We start from the raw sequence: 25,819 nt of genomic DNA, 5'->3' as shown, positions 1-25,819 counted from the left end.
TCTTATCATTAGAGGATGATCGTTTTTAAAAGGAAAGTGGCGTGCAGATTTATCTGGTCGGTGGTGCGGTTCGGGATGCGTTGTTAGGGCTACCGGTTAAAGATAAAGATTGGGTCGTTGTCGGCGCCACGCCGCAGGAGATGCTTGATGCGGGCTACCAGCAGGTAGGCCGTGATTTTCCTGTGTTTCTCCATCCGCAAACTCACGAAGAATACGCGCTGGCGCGTACTGAGCGTAAATCCGGTTCCGGCTACACGGGCTTCACCTGTTATGCCGCGCCGGACGTTACCCTGGAAGCCGATCTCCAGCGTCGCGATCTGACCATTAATGCTCTGGCGCGCGACGATGACGGCCAGATTATCGACCCTTACCACGGGCGCCGGGATCTGGAGGCGCGTCTACTGCGCCATGTCTCTCCCGCGTTTGGCGAAGATCCCTTGCGCGTATTGCGCGTGGCGCGTTTTGCCGCCCGTTACGCTCATCTGAGTTTCCGTATCGCCGATGAAACACTGGCGCTAATGCGCGAAATGACCGCGGCAGGCGAGCTGGAACATCTGACGCCGGAACGGGTATGGAAAGAGACGGAAAATGCGCTTACCACCCGCAATCCGCAGGTTTACTTCCAGGTATTGCGCGACTGCGGCGCCCTGCGCGTCCTGTTTCCGGAAATCGACGCGCTGTTTGGCGTACCCGCGCCAGCAAAGTGGCATCCGGAAATTGATACCGGAGTTCATACGTTGATGACACTGTCGATGGCCGCCATGCTCAGTCCGCAGCTTGATGTCCGTTTCGCCACGCTTTGTCATGATCTGGGCAAAGGCTTAACGCCGAAAAACCTCTGGCCGCGCCATCATGGTCACGGCCCGGCGGGCGTGAAACTGGTCGAACAGTTATGCCAGCGTTTGCGCGTCCCCAATGACCTGCGTGATTTAGCTAAACTGGTCGCCGAGTACCACGATCTGATCCACACCTTTCCGATACTCCAGCCGAAAACGATCGTTAAGCTGTTTGACGCCATTGATGCATGGCGTAAACCGCAGCGCGTCGAGCAGATTGCGCTGACCAGCGAAGCCGATGTCCGTGGACGTACCGGATTTGAAGCGTCGGATTACCCGCAGGGGCGCTGGCTGCGCGAAGCCTGGCAGGTGGCGCAGGCGGTACCAACGAAAGAGGTGGTGGAGGCCGGATTTAAGGGCATTGAGATTCGCGAGGAGCTGACGAAGCGACGAATTGCAGCGGTCGCCAACTGGAAAGAGAAGCGCTGCCCGCCCCCCGCCAGCTAAACGCCATCCGGCACGATAAATTGCCTGATGGCGCTGCGCTTATCAGACCGATAAAACAGTTAGGCCGGACAAGGCGGTACGCCGCCATCCGGCACGGTCAATCATCAGAAGAAGACGACGTAAACGGCAGCCGCCACCACAAAGCGGTAAATCGCAAACGGAATAAACGAGATACGCTTAATCAGTTGCAGGAAGGTCTTGATGGCGATCAGCGCCACCACAAACGCCGTCACAAAGCCCACCGCGAACATTGGAATATCCGCTGCGGTCAGGAATGACCAACTTTTGTAGAGATCCAGAACCGTTGCGCCCATCATCATCGGCACAGCCAGTAAGAACGAGAACTCAGAGGCGGCGTAACGGCTGACGCCCATCAGCATCCCACCGGAAATGGTCGCTCCAGAACGCGAGAAGCCCGGCCACAGCGCCAGACACTGGAAACAGCCAATCATAAACGCCTGACGATACGTCATATCATCCAGCCCCGGCGCGCGCGGTTCTTTCGGCTTCAGGCACTCGGCGGCAATCAGCAACAGACCGCCTACCACCAGCGCGTACATCACGTTAATCGGGTTAAATAGCGACTTGATCGTGTCATGAAAGACTAACCCCAGCACCACCGCCGGAATCATGCCCAGCAGGATGTGAATCAACGTTAATCGACCTTTACTTTCACCTTCACGCTGTAGCGGGCGGCCAAAGTGAATACCGATGAGGCCAAACAACTGCCGCCAGAACATCACCACGACCGCCAGAATAGATCCAAGTTGAATCACCACTTCGAATGTCTTGGCCGTATCGCCTTCAAACCCCAGCAGATGACCCACAATAATCATATGGCCCGTGCTGGATACCGGCAAAAACTCCGTCAATCCTTCGACCACACCCAAAATTGCCGCTATCAGCAGCGAGTGCATATCGCTCATCAATAAACCCCTAAAATGAAAAACCCTGCAAAAATGGATCTCGCGTTAAGACCCCATATATAACCGTTTGGTTTAAAAAATATAAAATTATTTATTTTTATTTCAGATTATTGCCACGCTCAATAATTACCCCTACGTTCGCCGCGCGCGCGACGGCGCCAGGCTTGCTCAGTTTGATGCGAACCCACGGAGAATTGAATCGGCTAAGCAGCAGATCCGCCACCTCTTCCGCCACGCGCTCGACCAGAGCAAAACGCCCGCCTTCGACATGATTTATCACCGTGTCGGCGATATCCGCATAACTTAGACAATCTGCGACATCATCGCTTTTCGCCGACTTGCGGTTATCCCATGCCATTTCGATATCGAACACCAGTTTTTGCTCGATAGTCTGTTCCCAGTCGTAAACACCGATAGTGGTGATTACCGAAAGTTGCTCTATAAATACAATATCCATCACGACCTGCCTGCTTTTTGGCTAACCCGGATACCACTTCCGGCGAAATGTGCGTATTATCCACAGAAATAGTAAATAAAACGACACTTTCAATACGGAACAGCTTATGAGTGCAATCGCGCCTGGAATGATCCTCTTCGCGTACCTCTGCGGCTCAATTTCCAGTGCCATTCTGGTTTGCCGCATCGCCGGGCTGCCCGATCCGCGAGAAAGCGGCTCCGGCAACCCGGGCGCGACGAATGTATTACGAATCGGTGGCAAGGGAGCGGCTGTCGCGGTACTTATTTTTGACATCCTTAAAGGCATGTTGCCCGTCTGGGGCGCGTATGCGTTAGGCGTTACCCCTTTCTGGCTTGGGCTTATCGCTATCGCCGCCTGTCTGGGGCATATCTGGCCGGTCTTTTTTGGCTTTAAAGGCGGGAAAGGCGTAGCAACCGCGTTTGGCGCCATTGCGCCCATCGGCTGGGATTTAACCGGCGTCATGGCAGGCACCTGGCTGCTGACGGTCCTGTTAAGCGGTTATTCATCGTTAGGGGCGATTGTCAGCGCCTTGATTGCGCCGTTTTACGTCTGGTGGTTTAAACCGCAGTTCACCTTCCCGGTATCGATGCTGTCATGTCTCATTTTGCTGCGCCATCATGACAACATCCAGCGTCTGTGGCGTCGCCAGGAGACGAAAATCTGGACGAAGCTGAAAAAGAAACGCCAGAAAGATTGAGCTGGAGCTGCGTCTGGAAGAGGGCCGCAACCGTCTGGGGATCGGCCCACAAGGGTTGACCGGCAATAGCTCGGTGATGGGCTTACATATCGAATCCGCCGCGCGTCACTCTTCCACCATTGGCGTGGTTAGGCGCGATTTTCGGCCTGCTCTTCCTGGTGCTGCTGATCGTCACCGGGCTGTTGTGGATGCCCGTCGTTTTGCTGTAAACCCGTTGGGGCGGCATGATGTCGCCCCCTTTTTCCGCTTTTACGCCGCTGGCAGCTCGGCCAGCGGCCAGCGCGGACGTACCGTTACGCCAAGATCCGCCGTAACGCCCGCCTTAAACCGCACCATTCCGGCATAGGCGATCATCGCCCCGTTGTCAGTACAAAACTCCGGGCGCGCATAGAACACTTCGCCGCGGCGTTTTTGCATCATTTCGGCAAGCTTCGCGCGCAGCGTGCGGTTAGCGCTGACGCCGCCTGCCATGACCAGACGCTTAAAACCGGTGCTTTCCAGCGCGCGCTTGCACTTGATCATCAGCGTATCCACGACCGCATCTTCAAAAGCGCGCGCAATATCAGCGCGAGTTTGTTCGTCGTCGCCATTACTACGAATGGTGTTAGCGGCAAAGGTTTTCAGACCGGAAAAACTAAAATCCAGCCCCGGACGATCGGTCATCGGGCGCGGAAAGACAAAACGCCCCGCCGTCCCCTGCGACGCCATTTTCGACAGCATCGGGCCGCCAGGATAATCCAGCCCCAACAATTTGGCGGTTTTATCAAACGCTTCACCGGCGGCATCGTCAATCGACTCGCCCAGCAGTTCGTACTGACCAATTCCGGTCACGCTAATGAGCTGCGTATGTCCGCCGGAGACCAGCAGCGCCACAAACGGGAAATCCGGGGGATTATCTTCCAGCATCGGCGCCAGCAGATGCCCTTCCATATGGTGTACAGGAATGGCCGGCACATTCCAGGCAAATGCCAGCGAACGCCCGACGGTTGCGCCGACCAGCAGCGCGCCGACCAGGCCCGGGCCTGCGGTATAGGCCACCGCGTCGATATCGCTCGCCGTCAGACCGGCTTCTTTTAATGCCGCCTGAATCAGCGGCACGGTTTTACGCACATGATCGCGGGAAGCCAGTTCAGGCACTACGCCGCCGTAGTCAGCATGTAATTTCACCTGACTATACAATTGGTTGGCTAACAGACCCTTTTTGTCGTCGTAAATAGCGATGCCGGTTTCATCGCAGGATGTTTCAATACCCAGTACACGCATGACTTGTTTTACCTCGCTCTAATACCGCGCAGTGTAGGTCGAATGCGGGTGGATGTATACCCTCAGTCCCGACTTCGTGTATACTCCCTCCCCTTATAAAAGTCCCTTTCAAAAAAGGCCGCGGTGCTTTACAAAGCAGCAGCAATTGCAGTAAAATTCCGCACCATTTTGAAATAAGCTGGCGTTGATGCCAGCGGCAAACCGAATTAATCAAAGGTGAGAGGCACATGCCGGTAATTAAAGTACGTGAAAACGAGCCGTTCGACGTAGCTCTGCGTCGCTTCAAGCGTTCCTGCGAAAAAGCAGGTGTTCTGGCGGAAGTTCGTCGTCGTGAGTTCTATGAAAAACCGACGACCGAACGTAAGCGCGCTAAAGCTTCTGCAGTGAAACGTCACGCGAAGAAACTGGCTCGCGAAAACGCACGCCGTACTCGTCTGTACTAATCTTTTGAGAGCGGGCTGCTCTCAATTCAGATCGAGTTGTAGTTGTAAGGCCGTGCTTCCGAAAGGAATGCGCGGCTTGTTTTCGTTTATGCATTAGCATATACACAAAATCATTCATGCTGCGTCCAGGCGGCAAGAGAGCAAGTCCCCGGCGCTTACGCAAGTCAGCGACAGGGGTGAGCGAACGTAGCCAACACTACGGCAGCCTGAAGAATGACGTGTATAAAAGGGGCATATGGCTGGACGAATCCCACGCGTATTCATTAATGACCTGCTGGCGAGAACCGATATCGTCGATCTGATCGACGTGCGCGTAAAACTCAAGAAACAGGGCAAGAACTATCACGCGTGTTGTCCATTCCATAATGAGAAAACCCCTTCTTTCACCGTAAACGGTGAAAAACAGTTTTATCACTGCTTTGGATGCGGCGCGCATGGCAATGCGATCGACTTTTTGATGAATTACGACAAGCTCGAATTTGTCGAAACCGTCGAAGAATTAGCGGCCATGCATAACCTGGAAATTCCCTATGAAGCAGGCACCGGGCTTAGCCAGATAGAGCGCCATCAACGGCAAAACCTCTATCAGTTGATGAATGGTCTGAATGACTTTTATCAGCAGTCGCTAACCCATCCTGCGGCAAAGCCTGCGCGTGACTATCTGCAAAAGCGCGGTCTGAGCGCTGAAATTATTCAGCGTTTCGCCATTGGCTTCGCGCCGCCAGGTTGGGATAACGCGTTAAAGCGCTTCGGTAATAACAGCGATAACAAGGCATTGTTGCTGGATGCCGGAATGCTGGTCAATAACGAGCAGGGCAGCACTTACGATCGTTTCCGTAATCGGGTCATGTTCCCTATTCGGGACAAACGCGGCAGGGTGATTGGTTTTGGCGGTCGAGTTCTGGGGAACGACACGCCGAAATACCTTAACTCTCCGGAAACGGACATTTTCCATAAAGGCCGCCAGCTATATGGTCTTTATGAGGCTCAGCAATATAGTGCTGAACCGCAACGCTTGCTTGTGGTCGAAGGTTATATGGATGTCGTCGCACTAGCGCAATACGACATTAACTATGCGGTCGCCTCGCTAGGTACCTCAACCACGGCAGACCATATGCATATGTTATTCCGGGCGACGAACAACGTGATTTGCTGTTACGACGGCGACCGGGCTGGCCGTGATGCCGCCTGGAGAGCGCTGGAAACAGCAATGCCTTATATGACCGATGGTCGGCAGGTACGCTTTATGTTTTTACCTGACGGCGAAGACCCGGATACGCTGGTGCGTAAAGAAGGCAAGGCTGCTTTCGAAGCGCGGATGGAGCAGGCGCAGCCGCTCTCTACGTTTCTGTTTAATAGCCTCCTGCCGCAGGTGGATTTAAGCTCGCCGGATGGCAGCACGCAGTTAGCCGCGCTGGCGCTGCCGCTCATTAATCAGGTGCCTGGCGACGCGCACCGTATTCAGTTGCGCCAGACGTTGGGGCTGAAGTTAGGCATTTTCGATGATAGTCAGCTTGATCGTTTAGTGCCAAAACAGGCGGAAAGCGGCGTTTCCCTCCCGGCTCCGCAGCTAAAACGCACGACCATGCGTATACTGATAGGATTACTGGTGCAAAATCCGGATCTCGCGCCGTTAGTGCCGCCCTTAGACGCGCTGGATCAGAATAAGCTGCCTGGACTTGGCTTATTTAAAGAATTGGTCAAAACTTGTTTGGCTCAGCCAGGTCTTACTACCGGACAACTTCTGGAACTCTACCGTGGCACAAATGATGCTGCGACCCTTGAAAAATTATCGATGTGGGACGATATAGCAGATAAGGCGATTGCCGAAAAGACCTTTACCGACTCACTCAACCATATGTTTGATTCGCTGCTGCAACTGCGACAAGAAGAGCTGATCGCTCGCGATCGCACTCACGGTTTAAGCAGCGAAGAACGCCGAGAGCTCTGGACGTTAAATCAGGAGCTGGCCAGAAAATGAATTTAACGGCTTAAATGCCGCATATCGATCGGGAAGCCCCCGACAGCCGCAGTGAGAGGCAGCGGCCAAAATATAAGTATGCCCTCGCTTTAAATGTCGACAGCTATACCGTCGACACCAATCAAACGAATAAGTGTGGATACCGTCTTATGGAGCAAAACCCGCAGTCACAGCTGAAACTTCTTGTCACCCGTGGTAAGGAGCAAGGCTATCTGACCTATGCTGAGGTCAATGACCATCTGCCGGAAGATATCGTCGATTCAGATCAAATTGAAGATATCATCCAAATGATCAACGACATGGGTATTCAGGTAATGGAAGAAGCGCCTGATGCCGATGATCTGCTGCTGGCTGAAAATACCACCAGCACCGATGAAGATGCGGAAGAAGCTGCTGCACAAGTTCTGTCCAGTGTTGAGTCTGAAATCGGTCGTACGACTGACCCGGTACGCATGTATATGCGTGAAATGGGCACTGTTGAACTGTTGACCCGGGAAGGCGAAATCGACATCGCTAAACGTATCGAAGACGGGATCAACCAGGTTCAATGCTCCGTTGCCGAATACCCGGAAGCCATTACCTATCTGCTGGAACAGTACGATCGCGTTGAGGCTGAAGAGGCTCGTTTGTCCGATCTTATCACCGGCTTTGTCGATCCGAACGCGGAAGAAGAGATGGCGCCGACCGCAACTCACGTCGGTTCTGAACTCTCCCAGGAAGACCTGGATGATGACGAAGATGAAGAAGACGGCGACGATGACGCCGCCGATGACGACAACAGCATTGACCCTGAACTGGCACGCGAAAAATTCGCTGAACTGCGCGCGCAATACGTCGTTACGCGCGACACCATCAAAGCGAAAGGCCGCAGCCATGCTGCCGCGCAGAAAGAGATTCTGAAGCTGTCTGAAGTGTTCAAACAGTTCCGTCTGGTACCGAAGCAATTCGACTATCTGGTCAACAGTATGCGCGTGATGATGGATCGCGTGCGTACCCAGGAACGTCTGATCATGAAGCTCTGCGTCGAGCAGTGCAAAATGCCGAAGAAGAACTTTATCACGCTGTTTACCGGTAATGAAACCAGCGAAACCTGGTTCAATGCCGCTATCGCGATGAACAAACCGTGGTCGGAAAAACTGCACGATGTCGCGGAAGAAGTGCAACGCTGCCTGCAAAAACTGCGGCAGATTGAAGAAGAGACCGGTCTGACCATCGAACAGGTGAAAGACATCAACCGTCGCATGTCCATCGGGGAAGCGAAAGCCCGCCGTGCGAAGAAAGAGATGGTTGAAGCGAACTTGCGTCTGGTTATTTCTATCGCTAAGAAATACACCAACCGTGGCTTGCAATTCCTTGATCTGATTCAGGAAGGCAACATCGGTCTGATGAAAGCGGTAGATAAGTTCGAATACCGTCGCGGCTACAAATTCTCCACCTATGCAACCTGGTGGATCCGTCAGGCGATCACCCGTTCTATCGCCGATCAGGCGCGCACCATCCGTATTCCGGTGCATATGATTGAGACCATCAACAAGCTCAACCGTATTTCTCGCCAGATGCTGCAAGAGATGGGCCGCGAGCCAACGCCGGAAGAGCTGGCTGAACGGATGCTGATGCCGGAAGATAAAATTCGTAAGGTGCTGAAGATTGCCAAAGAGCCAATCTCCATGGAAACGCCGATCGGCGACGATGAAGATTCGCATCTGGGTGATTTCATCGAGGATACCACCCTCGAGCTGCCGCTGGACTCTGCCACTACCGAGAGCCTGCGTGCCGCCACTCACGACGTTTTGGCTGGCCTGACCGCTCGTGAAGCGAAAGTGCTGCGTATGCGTTTCGGTATCGATATGAACACCGACCACACGCTGGAAGAAGTGGGTAAACAGTTCGATGTTACCCGCGAACGTATCCGTCAGATCGAAGCGAAGGCGCTGCGTAAACTGCGCCACCCGAGCCGTTCTGAAGTGCTGCGCAGCTTCCTCGACGATTAATTCGCCGCACACGTATAAACGCCGCCGCAAGGCGGCGTTTTTTATCAGGCCATGCGCAAGCACCCTATTTGGCCTACAGAATCTCTACACAGCGCGAGTATTCGCGCCCTCATTCCCCATTGCTATAGCCCACGCATAATGAGCGCTTGATCCAGTTCGCGATAGGCCTCGACCAGTTTTTCCGTTTTAATTCGGTTTAAGCCACTGGGATTCGGCAACACCCACACCATCGTCGCGCCAATGGCGATCTTTTGTTTACCCCAGGCGATACCGCGCTGGCTGAATCCCTGTTCAAAAGCCTGTTTACCAAGCACCGCCAGCGCCGCGGGCTGGTAGTCCTCTATTTTTTCAATCAGGTTGCGTCCGCCGCTACGTAATCCATGCAACTTCACCTCAGTCGCTTGTACCGTCGGTCGGTCGACGAGTTTCGTTACCCCGCAGCGAAAATCCAGTAATTTTTCCGCCTCTTCCGGTTTCAACTGTCGATCGGTGAAACCGGCCAAATGAATAACTTTCCAAAAACGATTCGCGGGATGTGCAAACGGAAAGCCGGTATTCGCCGAGGAGAGTCCCGGATTGATGCCGCAAAAAACCACCCGTAGCCCTGGCGCCAGTATGTCCTTAACCATTATTACTCCTGAGCAATACAACGTTCTTTAAGTATAACGGGTTGAAAACACATTGTTTATAAAAACAGCACCCGCACGGTTACGGCTGGATTACAGCGTAAAGTTACATTATAATCCACCGCCACGGCCCCTTAGCTCAGTGGTTAGAGCAGGCGACTCATAATCGCTTGGTCGCTGGTTCAAGTCCAGCAGGGGCCACCAAATTTTAGCTTTAAAATCATATAATTAAGCCACTCTAAAGAGTGGCTTTTTTGTTTCTGACAGGGCTCGCCCCATACCGCTATTTACGATGCCAATAGGCTGCCGCATGTACCAGGTGTGGATCAAACCCCTTTTCAAAGCACTGACTTAAACGTTTTACCGTTTTGCCTTCGCCAGTAATCCAGATGAAATAGTCTGATTCTGGTATTGTCAGCTGCGACAGGCGCGTTTGCATTGCCTGTTCATCGCCGTCAACAACATATTCCACAGTAATGTCCGTCAAATGGGCGAGATAATCGCGGTATGCCGCATCCTGAATGCTCACCAGCGCGGTTACCGCAGGGCGCGCAGGCAGACGGCTAAGCGATTCCAGACGACGACGTAGCGCAGGCATACCGGACTCATCGCAGACATAAACCTGACAGGCATAATCTTCCGGCACCACCAGCGAACCGCGCGGCCCGCCAATCGTCAGTGTATCGCCTTCACGGGCTTCCATTGCCCAACGGCTGGCTACGCCACCATCGTGGATAAAGAAATCCAGCGCCAGCTCGCGACGCGCCTCGTCATACAGCGGCGTGTAATCCCTGGAGACCGGACGAACGCCCTCCCCCCAGATAATGCCTTCCTCAGTGACTGTCGGGGGCGTAAAGCGACAGCCTGGCTCAGGGAAAAAAACTTTCGTGTGATCGTCAAAGCCCAGGGAGATGAAACCGTCCAGCGCCTCGCCGCCAAGTACGATCCGCTGAAATCCTGCGCTAATACGTTCTACCCGCAGAACGATCAGCTCGCGAAAACGCAGCTCATTACGAACACGCTGTGGGTAGCGTACGGATGATGTCGTCATTTTTTGCCTTCGTGAAGTAATACGATATATCTAAATTAAAGTTTTAAATGATAATGATTGTTAATCAGTAAAAATGCAACTGTTTTTTGATAGTGTTCTGGCAACACATCGCTAATCACAACTTCAAAATAAAACGTTATAAATTAATAGATTATATCAACAAGCGCTTTTATCCTTGCTAAAAAGCATCATTTAGATATAAATTAGATATATCTAAATAAGCAGGAGGCAATGATGCAAAATCAACATGAAGGGTGTTGCAAAAACCGGGATCATAAGCACGACGGCTGCTGTAAAGATCGAGAACATCAGCATGAAGGCTGCCATAGCGCGCATCAGCATGAGAACGCCAGTTGCGGCGGCGAACACCGTCACGGACACGGCTGTGGTCGTCATGGACAGGGCGGTGGTCGACGTCAGCGATTTTTTGGCCACGGGGAGCTTCGGCTGGTCATTCTTGATATCCTGACCCGGGACGCCAGCCACGGCTATGAACTGATTAAAGCGATAGAAAACCTGACGAGGGGCGGCTATACGCCAAGCGCTGGTGTGATCTACCCTACGCTGGATTTTTTACAGGATCAGCAATTTATCACGATTAGCGACGAAGAAGGCGGGCGGAAAAAAATCGCGATTACCGCGAACGGCGCGCAATGGCTTGATGAAAATCGCGAACACCTGACGCATATTCAGGCGCGGCTAAAAGCCCGTTGTGTGGGCATGGAGTTACGTAAAAATCCGCAGATGAAGCGGGCGCTGGATAACTTCAAGGCCGTGCTGGATCTGCGGATAAACCACAGCGATATCAACGACGCGCAAATCAAACGCATTATCGGCGTGATTGATCGCGCGGCGCTGGAAATCGCCGAACTGGATTAAGCGGGCTGCGTGTCCTCTTCGCGGACGCGGAACACGTTAACCAGCTCTTTTAAATGTAACGCCTGTTCGTTCAGCGACGCCGCGGCGGCAACAGACTCTTCCACAAGGCAGGAGTTTTGTTGCGTGGCGGCGTCAATCAGGCCAATCGCGCTGTTAATCTGCGAAATACCGTCAGTTTGCTCGCGGCTGGCCTGCCCAATCTCACGTAATATCACATCCATCTCTTCGACGTTATCCACCATACCATTAATCAGGGCGCTGGCTTTCTCCACCAGGTGCATCCCTTCCTGAGTCTGACTGGTTGAATCTTCAATCAAATTACGGATTTCACTGGCTGACGAGGCGCTCTTTTGCGCCAACTGGCGAACCTCTCCGGCGACAACGGCAAAACCACGTCCATGTTCGCCCGCGCGCGCCGCTTCAACCGCCGCGTTCAGCGCCAGAATATTGGTCTGAAAGGCAATGGAATCAATGATATTGATGATATCCGACATACGATTTGCCGTATCGTTAATGACGCGCATTTTCTGCGTCACTTGATTCATCATCTCCCCATTGTTTTTCACTACGCTGGCGGCGCCGGCAGAGAGTTTGGTCGCTTCACTGGTATGGTCAGCCGTATTTTTAACCGTGGCGGTAATCTGTTCCATCGACGCCGCCGTTTCTTCAACCGAGCTGGCCTGCTCTTCCGTACGCGCCGCCAAATCCTGGTTACCGGCGACAATTTGCGCCGCCGCTGTGGAGATACTTTCCGAACCGTTTTGCACTTCCTGTACGATATCCAGTAGACGCGTTTTCATCGCCATTAACGCTTGCAGTAGTACGCCTGTTTCATCTTTATAGTCGGTGGTGATATGGCGAGTCAGATCGCCATCGGCAATCGCCTCGGCAAAGCGTACCGCTTCATCAAGCGGCCGGGTAATGGAACGTACGATATACCATCCCATTACGCATCCGGCAGCGATGCTTATCAGCGCCAGGGTAATTAACAGCGTCCGGTTAGTTTTAAAATCTCCTTCGACCTGCACGCCCGCGTTGTGCATCTGCGCATCCTGAACGGCGATAAGTTCCTGAACTTTGTCCTTATAGACCTTTTGCACCTGCACCGTTCTGGTCATCATCTCCTGAATGGCCGCCTGACGATTATTGCTTTGAATATCTTTCAAAATACGGAATCTGGACTCCAGGTATTGCTGGCGCGCTTCACGGATCTCGGTAATGATTTTCTGCGAAGCCGCATCGTGACGGTTGCTGGAAAGCTCATCCAGTAGCGCCGTAATACGCTGGCTTATTTCATCCAGATCTTTCTGCGAACTCTGGCTCCAGCGCCCCTCCTCATCCAGTAGCATGAGCTGCTGCGCGATGATGAAATCATTAAAATTATCGATTAACAGATTGGCTTTCACCGTGGTGGGATAATCATTGGTAATAATGTTCTGCATACCCGTATTAGCCCGATCAAGGCTAAACAAAGACAGAGCGGAACTCACCACCATGAGAACAATGAATAAGCCAAAGGCCATAAATAATTTTGAACGTATTTTAATGTTATGCAAAAACATATTTTCTCCCTGGGATTGCATATCCTCATACAGGAAGATTTATCGGCAATAATGTTACTAACTTTATGATATTGATCGCTTTTTATTTCGGAACATTATTAGTAAGTAATATTTATTGTTCACAGAAAGATGAACCAAAAGTGACATAAATTGGCACTAATAATGAAAGAAATACACTAAAAGGTTAACCATTTCTTATTTATTAACTGAGTTTATACCTATTAATAGGTAGACAAGGGAGAAGGAATAAATATCACATTATTTTTAACATCACAGGCCACTGGTACTCTCTATGATGGCAGGCACCGCCTTCTATCAGAGCACATCCGCCCGGTAAGCTTGTTGCTACCGGGCGGATGTCATTACCGTTGCGACCTACAAATAAACTTAATGCAGTACCGTGACCGCATCCTCCAGTCGGCTGGCACGGTGTTTTACCATCGCGGAGACTTGTGCGCTCTCTTCCACCAGCGCCGCATTCTTCTGGGTTATGCGGTTCAACTCGTCCACGGCGCGAGTCAGGCTGGAAAGCCCATCTGTCTGTTCCTGCGTCGACTGGCTGATCCGTGCGATAAGCAGGGTGACATTTTGCACCTGGGCTACAATGTCATCCATGGTACGGCCTGCGGCGTGAACCTGCTCGGAGCCTGACTGCACCTTTGTTGCGCTGGCGTCAATTAATTTACGAATATCGTTCGCCGCATTAGCGCTACGGCTGGCAAGATGGCGTACCTCGCCAGCAACCACGGCAAACCCTTTCCCCTGCTCGCCCGCTCTCGCCGCTTCTACCGCCGCATTCAGCGCCAGGATATTCGTCTGAAAAGCGATATCGTTAATTAGCGTGGTGATCGTCCCGATACGTTGCGTACTGTGAGCGATATCATCCATCGTTTTAATCACCGTATCCATCGCCTCACCTCCCTGAGTCGCCGCGCTACTGGCCGCCATGGAAAGCTTATCCGCAGCGGAAGCCGTCTCGGAATTGAGCTTCACGGACTCCGCCATCTGGTTCATGGTCGTTACCGTTTCCTGAACATTCTCCACGGTCTGACGGGTGTGTTCGTTCAGATCATTGTTACCCTTCGCCAGCCTTTCACTGCCGTTTCTGACGCTGGAAACCTGACTTGATACGTCATTGATCAGCCAGCGGCACATCAAGCCAAGCTGCCCCACGGCCCTCAGCGTCAGCCCCAACTCATCGCTACGATTAAGGTGTTGTACGCTGTTGCGTTCGCCGGTCGCCACTTTCAGCGCCTGCGTCGCCACATTTTCAATGGGACGCACAATTTGCCATTCAAATAGCGCCGTACCTGCCAGCATCGCCAACGCGCCCAACAGCAACGCCTGCCATGACGCATCCGTACCGAACAGCGCCAACACCAGCATTACGGCCATTAGCCCCATAATGCTACGCACTCGCCAGCGAACAGGCATAGCGGGCAGTTTGCCCAGCAAGCCCTGACGAACCACCAGGCCTTTATGAATACGTTTACTACACCGCCCTTCATTTAGCGCCTGATATAAAGGCTCGACGGCGGCAATCTCATCATCCGTGGCCCGGGTACGGATCGACATATATCCCGTCACACGCCCTTCACGTATCATCGGTACCGCGTTGGCCCTCACCCAATAATGGTCGCCGTTTTTACGCCGGTTTTTCACAATGCCGCTCCACGGTTCGCCCTGTTTTAGGGTATACCACATATCTGCGAAGGCAGCTTTCGGCATATCCGGATGACGCACCAGATTATGTGGCTGCGCCAGTAACTCGTTTAACTGATAGCCGCTCACCTGGACAAAAGTGTCATTGGCGTGAGTGATATAGCTTTCCAGGTCGGTCGTAGACATCAGAGTGGTATCATCATCCAGCGGGGTATTTAGCTGGCTGACGTAGGGATGAGAAGACATGATAGCGTCCTGTGCAGGTTATCTGGATGTTAATTTTTCGCTCAGATGTTATTTCGGCGCTAATCTATTTATCTTTAGTTGTTAAAATTGCTCTGGATCGCAATTTGCGATTAATCCTTAATATTTGTACGATTTTCACCTCATCCTGCGCCTTATTTTCATTATGAAATTGTTTAGCGTGGACAACCTTTTTCTTTAAAATCTGCCCTGGCTCACCTTTTTCTCACGCCGCCTCTAACGCAACACACCGTAAAACAAGATCTGCTCAAAATGCATCCAATTGTTAACACATGACATTAAATGTTGTGTAAATGTGATTATTCCTGGTGTTTATCCCGATTTTCACTATGGGCTTAGACCCCCGCTAATCCCTGCAATACTTAATTCAGTATCATGTGATACACGGCCCTCTGGAGCTCATTTTGAACAGGTTACCTTCCAGCGCATCGGCTTTGGCCTGTAGCGTGCACGCACTGAATCTCATCGAGAAGCGAACGCTAAACCATGAGGAAATGAAAGCACTAAACCGAGAGGTCATTGACTACTTTAAAGAGCATGTAAATCCAGGATTTCTGGAATACCGGAAATCTGTTACCGCCGGCGGGGATTACGGAGCCGTAGAGTGGCAAGCGGGCAGTTTGAATACGCTTGTCGACACCCAGGGGCAGGAGTTTATCGACTGTCTTGGGGGGTTTGGCATCTTTAACGTGGGGCACCGTAATCCTGTTGTGGTATCCGCCGTCCAGAATCAACTCGCAAAACAACCTCTCCACAGCCAGGAGTTACTTGATCCCTTGCGGGCGATGCTGGCAAAAACGCTGGCGGCGCTGACACCGGGGAAACTCAAGTACAGCTTTTTCTGTAACAGCGGCACCGAATCCGTCGAAGCGGCGCTAAAACTGGCAAAAGCGTATCAGTCGCCGCGCGGCAAGTTTACCTTTATCGCCACCAGCGGCGCATTTCACGGCAAATCATTGGGCGCGCTCTCCGCCACGGCCAAATCCATCTTCCGCAGACCCTTTATGCCTTTACTGCCGGGCTTCCGCCATGTGCCGTTTGGCAATATCGACACGATGAGCATGGCATTTAGCGAAGGCAAAAAAACGGGCGACGAGATAGCAGCCGTGATTCTGGAGCCTATTCAGGGTGAAGGCGGCGTGATCCTGCCGCCGCAGGGATACCTGACAGAGGTACGTAAGCTCTGTGACGAATTCGGCGCGCTGATGATTCTGGATGAAGTACAAACCGGCATGGGGCGTACCGGCAAGATGTTTGCCTGCGAGCACGAAAATGTGCAGCCTGATATTCTGTGTCTGGCGAAAGCCCTGGGCGGCGGCGTGATGCCGATTGGCGCCACCATCGCGACTGAAGAGGTGTTTTCGGTTCTGTTCGACAACCCCTTCCTGCATACCACCACTTTTGGCGGTAATCCGCTGGCTTGTGCTGCCGCGCTGGCGACCATTAACGTACTGCTGGAGCAAAATCTCCCGGCCCAGGCGGAACAAAAAGGCGATACGCTCCTGGATGGTTTTCGACAACTTGCGCGTGAGTATCCCAATCTGGTACACGATGCGCGCGGCAAAGGTATGTTGATGGCCATTGAATTTGTCGACAACGAAACGGGCTACCGTTTTGCCAGTGAGATGTTCCGTCAACGCGTGCTGGTCGCTGGTACGCTGAATAATGCGAAAACAATTCGTATCGAGCCACCGCTCACGCTAACCATTGAACTGTGCGAACAGGTATTGAAATCAGCGCGTAATGCGCTGGCGGCAATGCAGGTGAGCGTTGAAGAGGTTTAAAAACGATGCCGGATGGCGCTGTGCTTATCCGGCCTGTTTTCCCCGGGTCGCGGCCTCTTTTTTGAATCCCATCACAATCACCACATTCCCCTTTTCCCTTTTACCTCGCGACGGCTACAGTAGTAACTCATCCGACCACATAACAATAATTTTACATACTGGATACGCTTATGAGCTACCCGTCGCTGTTCGCCCCGCTCGATCTGGGCTTTACTACTCTCAGAAACCGCGTGCTGATGGGATCGATGCACACGGGTCTGGAAGAACATCCTGATGGCGCCGAGCGCCTGGCGGCATTTTATGCCGAGCGCGCGCGACACGGCGTAGCGTTAATCGTCACCGGCGGTATTGCGCCCGTTCCCTCCGGGGCCGTGATGACCGGCGGCGCGATGCTGAACGATGCCAGCCAGTTAACGCCTCACCGCGTGGTGACCGATGCCGTACATGCGGAAGGCGGTAAAATCGCGCTGCAAATTCTGCACACCGGACGTTACAGCTATCAGCCGCACCTGGTCGCGCCGTCGGCAATTCAGGCGCCAATCAACCGCTTTATGCCGCATGAACTGACGCATGATGAAATCTTGCAGTTAATCGACGACTTCGCGCATTGCGCGCAACTGGCACGGGAAGCAGGCTACGACGGCGTAGAGGTGATGGGATCAGAGGGCTATCTGATTAATGAATTTCTCACGCGGCGAACTAACCATCGCGATGACGAATGGGGCGGCGACTATGCCAGCCGTATGCGCTTCGCGGTTGAGGTAGTACGCGCGGTACGCCAGCGGGTAGGGAACGACTTTATTATTATCTATCGCCTGTCGATGCTCGATCTGGTGGAAAATGGCGGCACGTTCGACGAAACGGTACAACTGGCGCAAGCCATTGAAGCCGCAGGCGCAAGCCTAATTAATACCGGCATTGGCTGGCATGAGGCGCGAATCCCGACCATCGCCACGCCAGTACCGCGTGGCGCCTTTAGCTGGGTGACGCGGAAACTCAAAGGTCATGTGTCGGTTCCGCTGATCGCGACCAATCGCATTAACGATCCGCAGGTCGCCGAGACGATCCTGACGCGCGGCGATGCCGATATGGCGTCGATGGCGCGTCCCTTCCTTGCCGATGCCGAATTCCTGACTAAAGCGCAATCCGGACGCGCAGATGAGATCAACACCTGTATCGGCTGTAATCAGGCCTGTCTGGATCGGATCTTCATCGGCAAAGTGACCTCCTGTCTGGTGAACCCGCGCGCCTGTCACGAAACCCACATGCCGATAACGCCGGCCATACGCAAAAAGAATCTGGCCGTTGTCGGCGCAGGCCCGGCGGGGCTGGCTTTCGCGATTAACGCCGCGTCGCGCGGCCATCATGTCACGCTGTTTGACGCCCAGAGTGAAATTGGCGGTCAGTTTACTATCGCCAGGCAGATCCCGGGTAAAGAGGAGTTTTACGAAACGCTGCGCTACTACCGTCGAATGATCGATGTTACTGGCGTTACGCTGAAACTGAACCAACGGGTGAACGCAGAGGATCTTCAGCCGTTTGACGAAGCGATCCTCGCCTGCGGAATAGTACCGCGCCGCCCGCCGATAGACGGTATCGATCATCCAAAAGTATTGACCTACCTGGAGGTATTGCGCGATAAAGCGCCGGTTGGTAAGCGAGTGGCGATCATCGGCTGCGGCGGGATCGGTTTTGACACGGCCATGTATCTGAGCCAGCACGGCGAATCCACCAGCCAAAATATTGCTGAGTTTTGTACGGAATGGAGAATTGATACCAGCCTGCAGCAGGCAGGCGGTCTGCGTCCGGAAGGCCCGCGCCTGGCACGTAGTCCACGGCAAATCGTCATGCTGCAACGCAAAGCCAGCAAGCCGGGCGAAGGGTTAGGTAAAACCACCGGCTGGATCCATCGCGCGACGTTACTGGCGCGCGGCGTGAAGATGATCCCGGCGGTCAGTTACCAGAAGATCGACGACGACGGATTACATCTCTTGATCGGCGGCGAACCGCAGTTGCTGGAAGTGGATCATGTGGTGATCTGCGCCGGACAGGAACCTCGCCGCGAGCTGGCGGACCCGTTACGCGCCGCAGGTAAAACGGTACATCTTATCGGCGGATGCGATGTCGCGATGGAGCTGGATGCCCGACGGGCGATTGCCCAGGGCACCCGACTGGCGCTGGAGATTTAACGACTTTACCTGATGGCGCTGCGCTTATCGGGCTTACGTCGTCATACCGGTTTTATAGGCCGGTATGACGCTTGAGCGCCTTATCGACGGCGTCCCTGCTTCACCGCTTTCAAAATAACAAATTTATTGTTGGTTGCTATCGTCGCGCAATTACCGAAAATCTTCTTCAGCTTGTGGAAATAGTCCAGATGGCGGTTCGCCACAATATACAGTTCGCCGTTGATTTTCAGGCAGCGGCGGGCATGATGGAACATCTCCCAGGCGATATTATCCGTCAGCGCATGTTTCTGGTGGAACGGCGGGTTGCAGAACACAGCGTTAAAACGGAACGGCTCCACGCCGGAGAGCGCGTTGTTGATCATAAATTCGCAGCGTTCGAACGCTTCCGGCAGGTTCGTTTCTACATTCAAACGGCTGGAATCTACCGCCATCGGCGACTCATCGACAAATACCACTTTCGCCTGCGGATTTTTCGCCAGTAAGCTCAGGCCAATCACCCCATTGCCGCAGCCGAGATCGACAATCTCCCCGTCGAGGTTTTCCGGCAAATGCTGCATAAAGAAGCGCGCGCCGATATCCAATCCGGTACGAGAAAACACATTCGCGTGGTTGTGAATCGTCCAGCCTGTATCTTCCAGTTTCCAGCTTAGCGTTTGCGGCGCGTCGGCCAGTTGCGGATGACTGAAGGTACAGTTAATCAGGCGCGCTTTCTTCCACGCCAGCGTCGTCGTGGTTGGGCCCAGCACTTTTTCAAACAGTTCCAGCGTAGAGGTATGAATATCACGCGCTTTCGCGCCGGCGATAATACGCGTTTGCGCCGTAACGACCTTACGCAAAGCGCGTAACTGCTGTTCCAGCAACGCCAGTGTTTTCGGTACCTTAATCAATACCACGCCCGGCGCCTGCGGGTAGTCAGCGGTACTGTCGAGAAACGTTACGCTGGACTCCGCGATGCCGTTATGGCGTAAATTCTCTCGCGTACCCAGTTCGCTTAAATATGAATCGCCAATACTGTATGGCGAATGCTCCGCCAGCGCACAGCTTAGCGCGCCAAACGTATCATTCAGGATCAGCACCGGGCCGCGAATTTCCGTCTCATCCAACTGTTGCAGCAGATACTCATCGGCCGCCTCCCACGCCAGAAGCGGGTTAACATCATCCGTTTGCGGAAAACGTTTCAGCGTCAGTGAACGGAAACCGTCGTCTACGTGGCTCATTAGGCCTCCTGAATGGTAAAATTGCGGCGTTATCCCTGAAAAGGGTGCGTGAGTATACACTTTTTATCGGCAACATGGAGCTTTGATGACCTCACTAACTTACCTTCAGGGGTATCCGGAACATCTCCTTGCCCAGGTGCGTGCCTTAATCGCCGAGCAGCGCCTGGGGGCGGTGCTGGAAAAACGTTATCCCCGCGCGCATGATTACGCTACTGACAAAGCGCTATATCACTATACTCAGGAACTGAAAAGTCAGTTTCTGCGCAATGCGCCGCCCATCAATAAAGTGATGTATGACAGCAAGATCCATGTGCTGAAAAATGCGCTGGGACTGCATACCGCTGTCTCGCGCGTTCAGGGCGGCAAGCTCAAGGCAAAGGCGGAGATCCGCGTCGCCACCGTGTTTCGCAACGCCCCGGAGCCATTCTTACGAATGATTGTGGTTCACGAACTGGCGCACCTGAAAGAGAAAGATCATAACAAAGCGTTTTATCAGCTCTGCTGCCATATGGAGCCGCAGTACCATCAACTGGAGTTTGATACGCGCCTGTGGCTGACGCATCAGGCGCTGTCGGCACAATAAATTCTGAAAATGCCCCTTCCCCCGTATCTTTTTAACGGCGTGGGCATAAAATCGACGCGTTCACATTTCGCTCATTGCCTGCCGCCACGTCAAGGATGACGATCTGTAGAGGGTATTTTTTATCCACCGCCAACGGAACCGCGCAACGATCATGCTCCCACAATGTGCCCGTTTTATCCGCCGCCTCTGTTTTACACGTCGGGCGTTAACAGTGGCGTGCTTTCTGCTTGTCGCAGCAGCCGTCGCGCTTTTCTATTCCAACTGGCTTATCGTCAACGCCTCACAGCATCTGACATGGAATGACATTCAGACCGTTCCCGCCCGCAACGTCGGGCTGGTATTAGGCGCTAAACCCGGCAATCGGTATTTTACCCGGCGGATTAATACTGCCGCCGCGTTGTATCACGCCGGTAAAGTGAAGTGGCTGTTAGTCAGCGGCGATAACGGCAAAAAAGAGTACGATGAACCTTCGGCGATACAGCAGGCGCTGATAGCGAAAGGTGTGCCGGAAGCGGCCATTTTTTGTGATTATGCCGGATTCTCCACGCTGGACTCTGTGGTTCGCGCCAGGAAAGTGTTTGGCGAAAACCGCATTACGATTATCTCGCAAGCATTCCATAATCAACGGGCGATCTGGCTGGCGCAACAATATGGCATAGACGCTATCGGCGTTAACGCGCCGGATCTGAATAAAAGACACGGAACCTACACACGACTTCGGGAAAAGCTGGCGCGGGTTAGCGCGGTGCTGGATGCCAAAATTTTGCACCGTCAGCCTAAATATCTGGGCGCTGGCGTCACTATTGGGGCTGATAGCGCACACGGGTGCCCTTCTCGCCAGTAAAATGCCAGAGTGCGTCGCAGCGCACTGGCAAGGGCGGAAAGGCGTGCTACATTGACGAAAAATCCCTTTCTGGAGTCCGCTGACGTTTATGATACGTTTCGCTGTAATTGGGACTAACTGGATCACGCGCCAGTTTGTCGACGCCGCCCATGAAACCGGCAAATTCAGGCTCGCCGCCGTTTACTCCCGTAGTCTTGAACAGGCGCAGTCTTTCGCAAATGATTATCCCGTCGAGCATCTGTTTACCTCGCTGGAAGCGATGGCGCAAAGCGACGCGATTGAGGCGGTTTATATCGCCAGCCCGAATTCCCTGCATTTCTCCCAGACGCAGCGCTTTTTGCAGCATAAAAAACATGTCATGTGCGAAAAGCCGCTGGCTTCTAACCTGGCGGAGGTTGATGCCGCTATCGCCTGCGCGCGCGATAATCAGCGGGTACTGTTTGAAGCCTTTAAAACCGCCTGCCTGCCCAATTTCCTGCTGCTGCGGGAATCGTTGCCGAAAATCGGCAGAATGCATAAAGCATTACTAAATTACTGCCAGTACTCTTCACGTTATCAGCGCTATCTGAACGGTGAAAATCCGAATACGTTTAATCCGGCCTTCTCCAATGGTTCGATTATGGATATCGGGTATTACTGTCTGGCGTCGGCGATCGCGCTATGGGGCGAGCCGCGCAGCGTTCAGGCGTCGGCGAATTTATTGGAAAGCGGAGTAGATGCGCACGGCGTCGTGGTTATGGATTACGGCGATTTTAGCGTCACGCTACAGCATTCCAAAGTCAGCGACTCGGTACTGGCCAGTGAAATTCAGGGCGAGAGGGGATCGCTGGTCATTGAAAAGCTGTCGGAATGCCAGAAAGTGTGTTTTGCGCCGCGCGGCGCGCTGATGCAGGATCTGACCCAGCCTCAGCATATTAATACCATGCTGTATGAAGCCGGGGCGTTTGCCCAGCTTATTGAAAACCATGCCGTGGAGCATCCGGGGTTGTCGCTAAGTCGCGCCACGGCAAAATGGCTGACAGAAATACGCCGTCAAACCGGAGTCATCTTCCCGTCGGACGATCTGACTCATCCCCTTACTGCGTAAAATTATGTAAATCATATGTTACAGGCCATTGACTCTACGCGTGGCCTGTCATACTTTGTTACGCGCAAAGGGGAGTAACTTCATTGCCGGTCGATCGTCATTACGATGTGTGCAAAACCACATCCGGTCACCGGGCAGCCATAAAGGAATGCGTCAGCGTATTCCTTTATTGTTGTAAGTGAGACCTTGCCGAATGGCAAGGTCTATGCATAAAAGCAGCGGCTAATGCCATTCGGCGTTAGCCGTTTTTTTTGCATAGGGAGAAATAATGAATACTGTTGGTACGCCATTATTATGGGGTGGATTCGCGGTTGTTGTGGTGATAATGCTATCCATCGACCTGTTGTTGCAGGGACGCCGTGGCGCACATGCGATGTCGATGAAACAAGCGGCAGGATGGTCAATCCTGTGGGTAACGCTCTCGCTACTGTTTAACGCCGCTTTCTGGTGGTATCTGGCTGAAACGCAAGGGCGCGAAGTTGCTGACCCGCAGGCATTGGCGTTCCTTACCGGCTATCTGATTGAGAAGTCGCTGGCCGTAGATAACGTCTTTGTCTGGCTGATGCTGTTTAGCTATTTCTCCGTCCCTCCGGCTCTGCAACGCCGGGTGCTGGTGTATGGGGTTCTTGGCGCGATCGTGTTGCGTACTATCATGATTTTCGCCGGTACCTGGCTTATCACTCAGTTCGAATGGCTGCTGTATGTGTTCGGCGCCTTCCTGCTGTTTACCGGCGTAAAAATGGCGCTGGCGAAGGAAGACGAATCCGGCATTGGCGAAAAACCGATGGTGCGTTGGCTGCGCGGGCATCTGCGTATGACCGATACGATCGAGAACGAGCACTTTTTCGTACGTAAAAACGGCCTGCTGTATGCCACGCCGCTGCTGCTGGTGCTGATTATGGTTGAGTTCAGCGATGTGATCTTCGCCGTTGACAGTATTCCGGCGATCTTTGCGGTCACCACCGACCCGTTCATCGTACTGACCTCTAACCTGTTTGCCATCTTAGGACTGCGCGCGATGTACTTCCTGCTGTCCGGCGTGGCGGAACGCTTCTCGATGCTGAAATATGGTCTGGCGGTCATTCTGGTCTTTATCGGCATTAAGATGCTGATCGTCGACTTCTACCATATTCCTATCGCGATTTCGCTGGGCGTAGTGTTTGGCATTCTGACCATTACGCTGGTGATTAACGCCTGGGTTAACCATCAGCGCGATAAGAAACTACGAGCGCAATAATCTTTTATCGGGGTAAACCTGCCCCGTCAAAAACGCCCGGCAGCGCACACCTGTCGGGCGTTTTTGTTTAACATGTCACAATAGTGTTAATATAAAGTTATAAAACATGATCACAGCAAAAAATCCAGGATATTTCGCTTCCCGAACCTTCAACTTTCCTTATACTCAACCAGGCAAACACTTTGTTACATCCTGAAAGATGCGCCGTAAGAGCGTGCAGGGGATGACCAGCAACACAATACAAGGAATATGAAATGGCTACGCAACGAGCATCAGGGCTACTGCAGCGTTTAGCGCAAGGCAGTCTGGTTAAACAAATTTTAGTGGGTCTGGTACTGGGGATTTTACTGGCATGGATTTCTAAGCCTGCGGCGGAAGCGGTTGGCTTGCTTGGCACCCTGTTCGTCGGCGCCTTAAAAGCGGTCGCCCCCGTTCTGGTGCTGATGCTGGTAATGGCCTCGATCGCCAACCACCAGCACGGTCAAAAAACCAATATTCGCCCTATTCTCTTTCTTTACCTGCTAGGCACCTTTTCAGCCGCGCTGGCGGCCGTTGTGTTCAGCTTCGCCTTCCCTTCAACCCTGCATCTGTCCAGTAGCGCCCAGGATATCGTGCCGCCGTCCGGCATTGTAGAAGTCCTGCGCGGTCTGCTGATGAGCATGGTGTCGAACCCCATCGACGCGCTGCTGAACGCTAACTATATCGGGATTCTGGTGTGGGCCGTCGGTCTGGGATTTGCCCTGCGTCATGGCAATGAAACCACCAAAAACCTCGTGAACGATATGTCTAACGCCGTGACCTTTATGGTGAAACTGGTGATCCGTTTCGCGCCAGTCGGTATTTTTGGTCTGGTTTCATCAACGCTTGCAACCACCGGCTTCTCCACCCTGTGGGGTTATGCGCACCTGCTGGTCGTCTTGATTGGCTGTATGCTGCTGGTCGCGCTGGTGGTCAACCCGCTGTTGGTATTCTGGAAAATTCGTCGCAACCCTTATCCGCTGGTGTTCGCCTGCCTGCGTGAAAGCGGCGTTTATGCCTTCTTTACCCGCAGCTCTGCCGCCAATATTCCAGTGAATATGGCGCTGTGCGAAAAGCTGAATCTGGACAGGGATACTTACTCCGTTTCCATTCCGCTGGGCGCCACTATCAATATGGCCGGCGCGGCAATTACCATTACGGTTCTGACGTTGGCGGCAGTCCATACGTTAGGCGTCCCGGTGGATCTGCCTACAGCGCTGCTGCTGAGCGTGGTGGCCTCGCTGTGTGCTTGCGGCGCCTCCGGCGTGGCAGGCGGTTCATTGCTGCTGATCCCACTGGCGTGCAACATGTTTGGCATCCCGAACGATATCGCGATGCAGGTAGTAGCGGTCGGCTTTATTATCGGCGTATTGCAGGATTCGTGTGAAACGGCGCTGAACTCATCTACCGATGTTCTGTTCACTGCGGCAGCCTGCCAGGCAGAGGACGAACGTCTGGCGAATAACGCCTTGCGTAGCTAAGTGATTATCGATGCCGGATGGCGTATGCCATCCGGCGTAACGATAGATCTGAATCTCCCAATCCGTAGGCTGTGACGTAAAGCGAATTTATATCCACACGCAACATCCTCGCGTAACGTTATATGTAGATGGCGTCTGCCGCGGCGCTCGGTCAGCGTACAGTATAAAGTGTCAGCCTGTGTAAATCCTCTCGCCACCCTCCCTTGCGATAAGCAAAATCAAAGCTCAACGACGCGTAATTTCTATAACGGACTTCGTTGACCTTTGTTACAA

The 25,819-nt window shown here is 53.1% G+C and carries 22 protein-coding genes, 1 tRNA gene and 1 pseudogene; 15 read left to right on the top strand and 9 right to left on the bottom strand.

Going from position 1 to position 25,819, the window contains the following annotated elements; translation table 11 throughout:
- The first annotated feature begins 41 nt into the window (after positions 1-41).
- A complete protein-coding gene (locus ACLJRU_RS16710) occupies positions 42-1,283 on the top strand; it encodes a multifunctional CCA addition/repair protein (RefSeq protein ID WP_023235300.1) in 1,242 nt (413 codons plus the stop codon).
- Positions 1,284-1,387: 104 nt separating this feature from the next.
- Here ACLJRU_RS16710 and bacA read toward each other — a convergent pair whose 3' ends face one another.
- Both bacA and folB read right to left on the bottom strand, forming a co-directional pair.
- Positions 1,388-2,209, bottom strand: a complete 822-nt coding sequence (gene bacA, locus ACLJRU_RS16705; protein ID WP_001281926.1) for an undecaprenyl-diphosphate phosphatase — start codon at positions 2,207-2,209, stop codon at positions 1,388-1,390.
- 97 nt (positions 2,210-2,306) lie between these two features.
- Complete coding sequence (folB, locus tag ACLJRU_RS16700; protein ID WP_000355776.1) at positions 2,307-2,666, bottom strand: bifunctional dihydroneopterin aldolase/7,8-dihydroneopterin epimerase; 360 nt, start codon at positions 2,664-2,666, stop codon at positions 2,307-2,309.
- Between the two features lie 106 nt (positions 2,667-2,772).
- Between folB and plsY the strand changes: the two genes are divergently transcribed.
- Positions 2,773-3,384, top strand: coding sequence for a glycerol-3-phosphate 1-O-acyltransferase PlsY (gene plsY / locus ACLJRU_RS16695; RefSeq protein WP_001272784.1), 612 nt, complete (start codon positions 2,773-2,775; stop codon positions 3,382-3,384).
- Positions 3,368-3,511: pseudogene (locus ACLJRU_RS16690) on the top strand (fumarate hydratase); the annotation flags it as partial. The gene plsY and the pseudogene ACLJRU_RS16690, both read left to right, overlap by 17 nt.
- Here the strand turns inward: ACLJRU_RS16690 and ACLJRU_RS16685 are convergent.
- Positions 3,467-3,610: a hypothetical protein gene (locus tag ACLJRU_RS16685; protein WP_261340202.1), complete on the bottom strand. Its 144-nt coding sequence runs from the start codon at positions 3,608-3,610 to the stop codon at positions 3,467-3,469. The pseudogene ACLJRU_RS16690 and the gene ACLJRU_RS16685 overlap by 45 nt on opposite strands.
- Positions 3,611-3,633: 23 nt before the next feature.
- Positions 3,634-4,647 carry a tRNA (adenosine(37)-N6)-threonylcarbamoyltransferase complex transferase subunit TsaD gene (tsaD, locus tag ACLJRU_RS16680; RefSeq protein WP_001264389.1) on the bottom strand — a complete coding sequence of 338 codons (1,014 nt, stop codon included), beginning with the start codon at positions 4,645-4,647 and terminating at the stop codon, positions 3,634-3,636.
- 227 nt (positions 4,648-4,874) lie between these two features.
- Here tsaD and rpsU point away from each other — a divergent pair, with 227 nt between their 5' ends.
- The 3 genes from rpsU to rpoD all read left to right on the top strand — a co-directional run bounded on the left by rpsU (position 4,875) and on the right by rpoD (position 9,062).
- Positions 4,875-5,090: a 30S ribosomal protein S21 gene (gene rpsU, locus ACLJRU_RS16675; RefSeq protein ID WP_001144069.1), complete on the top strand. Its 216-nt coding sequence runs from the start codon at positions 4,875-4,877 to the stop codon at positions 5,088-5,090.
- 235 nt (positions 5,091-5,325) lie between these two features.
- The gene (gene dnaG, locus ACLJRU_RS16670) at positions 5,326-7,071 is read left to right on the top strand and encodes a DNA primase (RefSeq protein WP_001540935.1); all 1,746 of its coding nucleotides are present in this window, start codon (positions 5,326-5,328) and stop codon (positions 7,069-7,071) included.
- A 14-nt stretch (positions 7,072-7,085) separates the two neighbouring features.
- Positions 7,086-9,062: an RNA polymerase sigma factor RpoD gene (rpoD, locus tag ACLJRU_RS16665; protein ID WP_001540936.1), complete on the top strand. Its 1,977-nt coding sequence runs from the start codon at positions 7,086-7,088 to the stop codon at positions 9,060-9,062.
- A gap of 122 nt (positions 9,063-9,184) precedes the next feature.
- On the opposite strand, the gene mug is transcribed toward rpoD, so the two are convergent.
- Complete coding sequence (gene mug, locus ACLJRU_RS16660; RefSeq protein ID WP_001540938.1) at positions 9,185-9,691, bottom strand: G/U mismatch-specific DNA glycosylase; 507 nt, start codon at positions 9,689-9,691, stop codon at positions 9,185-9,187.
- 125 nt (positions 9,692-9,816) lie between these two features.
- Between mug and ACLJRU_RS16655 the strand changes: the two genes are divergently transcribed.
- Positions 9,817-9,892 (top strand) — tRNA-Ile (locus ACLJRU_RS16655).
- Positions 9,893-9,971: 79 nt separating this feature from the next.
- Here the strand turns inward: ACLJRU_RS16655 and ACLJRU_RS16650 are convergent.
- A complete protein-coding gene (locus ACLJRU_RS16650) occupies positions 9,972-10,739 on the bottom strand; it encodes a siderophore-interacting protein (RefSeq protein ID WP_000213757.1) in 768 nt (255 codons plus the stop codon).
- Between the two features lie 231 nt (positions 10,740-10,970).
- Here ACLJRU_RS16650 and ACLJRU_RS16645 point away from each other — a divergent pair, with 231 nt between their 5' ends.
- Positions 10,971-11,618, top strand: coding sequence for a PadR family transcriptional regulator (locus ACLJRU_RS16645; RefSeq protein WP_088758483.1), 648 nt, complete (start codon positions 10,971-10,973; stop codon positions 11,616-11,618).
- On the opposite strand, the gene ACLJRU_RS16640 is transcribed toward ACLJRU_RS16645, so the two are convergent.
- Positions 11,615-13,180: a methyl-accepting chemotaxis protein gene (locus tag ACLJRU_RS16640; RefSeq protein ID WP_000478465.1), complete on the bottom strand. Its 1,566-nt coding sequence runs from the start codon at positions 13,178-13,180 to the stop codon at positions 11,615-11,617. The genes ACLJRU_RS16645 and ACLJRU_RS16640 overlap by 4 nt on opposite strands.
- A 387-nt stretch (positions 13,181-13,567) precedes the next feature.
- Entirely contained in the window at positions 13,568-15,088 is a 1,521-nt protein-coding gene (locus tag ACLJRU_RS16635; RefSeq protein WP_000094649.1) for a PAS domain-containing methyl-accepting chemotaxis protein, read from the bottom strand.
- 422 nt (positions 15,089-15,510) lie between these two features.
- Here ACLJRU_RS16635 and ygjG point away from each other — a divergent pair, with 422 nt between their 5' ends.
- Together ygjG and ACLJRU_RS16625 are read left to right on the top strand one after the other, a co-directional pair.
- Complete coding sequence (gene ygjG, locus ACLJRU_RS16630) at positions 15,511-16,890, top strand: putrescine aminotransferase (protein ID WP_077916196.1); 1,380 nt, start codon at positions 15,511-15,513, stop codon at positions 16,888-16,890.
- Between the two features lie 170 nt (positions 16,891-17,060).
- The gene (locus tag ACLJRU_RS16625; protein WP_001540940.1) at positions 17,061-19,079 is read left to right on the top strand and encodes an NADPH-dependent 2,4-dienoyl-CoA reductase; all 2,019 of its coding nucleotides are present in this window, start codon (positions 17,061-17,063) and stop codon (positions 19,077-19,079) included.
- Positions 19,080-19,159: 80 nt separating this feature from the next.
- Here the strand turns inward: ACLJRU_RS16625 and rlmG are convergent, their stop codons facing one another.
- Complete coding sequence (gene rlmG / locus ACLJRU_RS16620) at positions 19,160-20,296, bottom strand: 23S rRNA (guanine(1835)-N(2))-methyltransferase RlmG (RefSeq protein WP_000019985.1); 1,137 nt, start codon at positions 20,294-20,296, stop codon at positions 19,160-19,162.
- An 85-nt stretch (positions 20,297-20,381) separates the two neighbouring features.
- Here rlmG and ACLJRU_RS16615 point away from each other — a divergent pair, with 85 nt between their 5' ends.
- From ACLJRU_RS16615 to sstT, 5 genes are all read left to right on the top strand, one after another.
- A complete protein-coding gene (locus ACLJRU_RS16615; RefSeq protein ID WP_001540941.1) occupies positions 20,382-20,879 on the top strand; it encodes a M48 family metallopeptidase in 498 nt (165 codons plus the stop codon).
- Between the two features lie 151 nt (positions 20,880-21,030).
- A complete protein-coding gene (locus tag ACLJRU_RS16610) occupies positions 21,031-21,723 on the top strand; it encodes a vancomycin high temperature exclusion protein (protein WP_001540942.1) in 693 nt (230 codons plus the stop codon).
- Positions 21,724-21,811: 88 nt separating this feature from the next.
- Positions 21,812-22,810 carry a Gfo/Idh/MocA family protein gene (locus ACLJRU_RS16605; protein WP_001540943.1) on the top strand — a complete coding sequence of 333 codons (999 nt, stop codon included), beginning with the start codon at positions 21,812-21,814 and terminating at the stop codon, positions 22,808-22,810.
- 268 nt (positions 22,811-23,078) lie between these two features.
- Entirely contained in the window at positions 23,079-24,047 is a 969-nt protein-coding gene (locus ACLJRU_RS16600; protein WP_001098833.1) for a TerC family protein, read from the top strand.
- Positions 24,048-24,301: 254 nt separating this feature from the next.
- Positions 24,302-25,546, top strand: a complete 1,245-nt coding sequence (gene sstT / locus ACLJRU_RS16595; RefSeq protein WP_000235363.1) for a serine/threonine transporter SstT — start codon at positions 24,302-24,304, stop codon at positions 25,544-25,546.
- Positions 25,547-25,819 lie beyond the last annotated feature (273 nt).

It is taken from the genome of Salmonella sp. SAL00653 (genome assembly GCF_046552515.1).
GTDB lineage: Bacteria > Pseudomonadota > Gammaproteobacteria > Enterobacterales > Enterobacteriaceae > Salmonella > Salmonella enterica.
This window is presented reverse-complemented; position numbering and strand designations above follow the sequence as displayed.

Bases quoted from the DNA above. Each gene is read 5' to 3' on its own strand.
- ACLJRU_RS16645 (WP_088758483.1), top strand. From the start codon at position 10,971: ATGATGCAAAATCAACATGAAGGGTGTTGCAAAAACCGGGATCATAAG.
- rlmG (WP_000019985.1), bottom strand. From the start codon at position 20,296: ATGAGCCACGTAGACGACGGTTTCCGTTCACTGACGCTGAAACGTTTT.
- dnaG (WP_001540935.1), top strand. From the start codon at position 5,326: ATGGCTGGACGAATCCCACGCGTATTCATTAATGACCTGCTGGCGAGA.
- bacA (WP_001281926.1), bottom strand. From the start codon at position 2,209: ATGAGCGATATGCACTCGCTGCTGATAGCGGCAATTTTGGGTGTGGTC.
- ACLJRU_RS16625 (WP_001540940.1), top strand. From the start codon at position 17,061: ATGAGCTACCCGTCGCTGTTCGCCCCGCTCGATCTGGGCTTTACTACT.
- sstT (WP_000235363.1), top strand. From the start codon at position 24,302: ATGGCTACGCAACGAGCATCAGGGCTACTGCAGCGTTTAGCGCAAGGC.
- rpsU (WP_001144069.1), top strand. From the start codon at position 4,875: ATGCCGGTAATTAAAGTACGTGAAAACGAGCCGTTCGACGTAGCTCTG.
- ACLJRU_RS16640 (WP_000478465.1), bottom strand. From the start codon at position 13,180: ATGTTTTTGCATAACATTAAAATACGTTCAAAATTATTTATGGCCTTT.
- plsY (WP_001272784.1), top strand. From the start codon at position 2,773: ATGAGTGCAATCGCGCCTGGAATGATCCTCTTCGCGTACCTCTGCGGC.
- ACLJRU_RS16615 (WP_001540941.1), top strand. From the start codon at position 20,382: ATGACCTCACTAACTTACCTTCAGGGGTATCCGGAACATCTCCTTGCC.
- mug (WP_001540938.1), bottom strand. From the start codon at position 9,691: ATGGTTAAGGACATACTGGCGCCAGGGCTACGGGTGGTTTTTTGCGGC.
- ACLJRU_RS16685 (WP_261340202.1), bottom strand. From the start codon at position 3,610: ATGCCGCCCCAACGGGTTTACAGCAAAACGACGGGCATCCACAACAGC.
- ACLJRU_RS16605 (WP_001540943.1), top strand. From the start codon at position 21,812: ATGATACGTTTCGCTGTAATTGGGACTAACTGGATCACGCGCCAGTTT.
- tsaD (WP_001264389.1), bottom strand. From the start codon at position 4,647: ATGCGTGTACTGGGTATTGAAACATCCTGCGATGAAACCGGCATCGCT.
- ACLJRU_RS16600 (WP_001098833.1), top strand. From the start codon at position 23,079: ATGAATACTGTTGGTACGCCATTATTATGGGGTGGATTCGCGGTTGTT.
- ACLJRU_RS16635 (WP_000094649.1), bottom strand. From the start codon at position 15,088: ATGTCTTCTCATCCCTACGTCAGCCAGCTAAATACCCCGCTGGATGAT.
- folB (WP_000355776.1), bottom strand. From the start codon at position 2,666: ATGGATATTGTATTTATAGAGCAACTTTCGGTAATCACCACTATCGGT.
- ACLJRU_RS16610 (WP_001540942.1), top strand. From the start codon at position 21,031: ATGCTCCCACAATGTGCCCGTTTTATCCGCCGCCTCTGTTTTACACGT.
- rpoD (WP_001540936.1), top strand. From the start codon at position 7,086: ATGCCGCATATCGATCGGGAAGCCCCCGACAGCCGCAGTGAGAGGCAG.
- ACLJRU_RS16650 (WP_000213757.1), bottom strand. From the start codon at position 10,739: ATGACGACATCATCCGTACGCTACCCACAGCGTGTTCGTAATGAGCTG.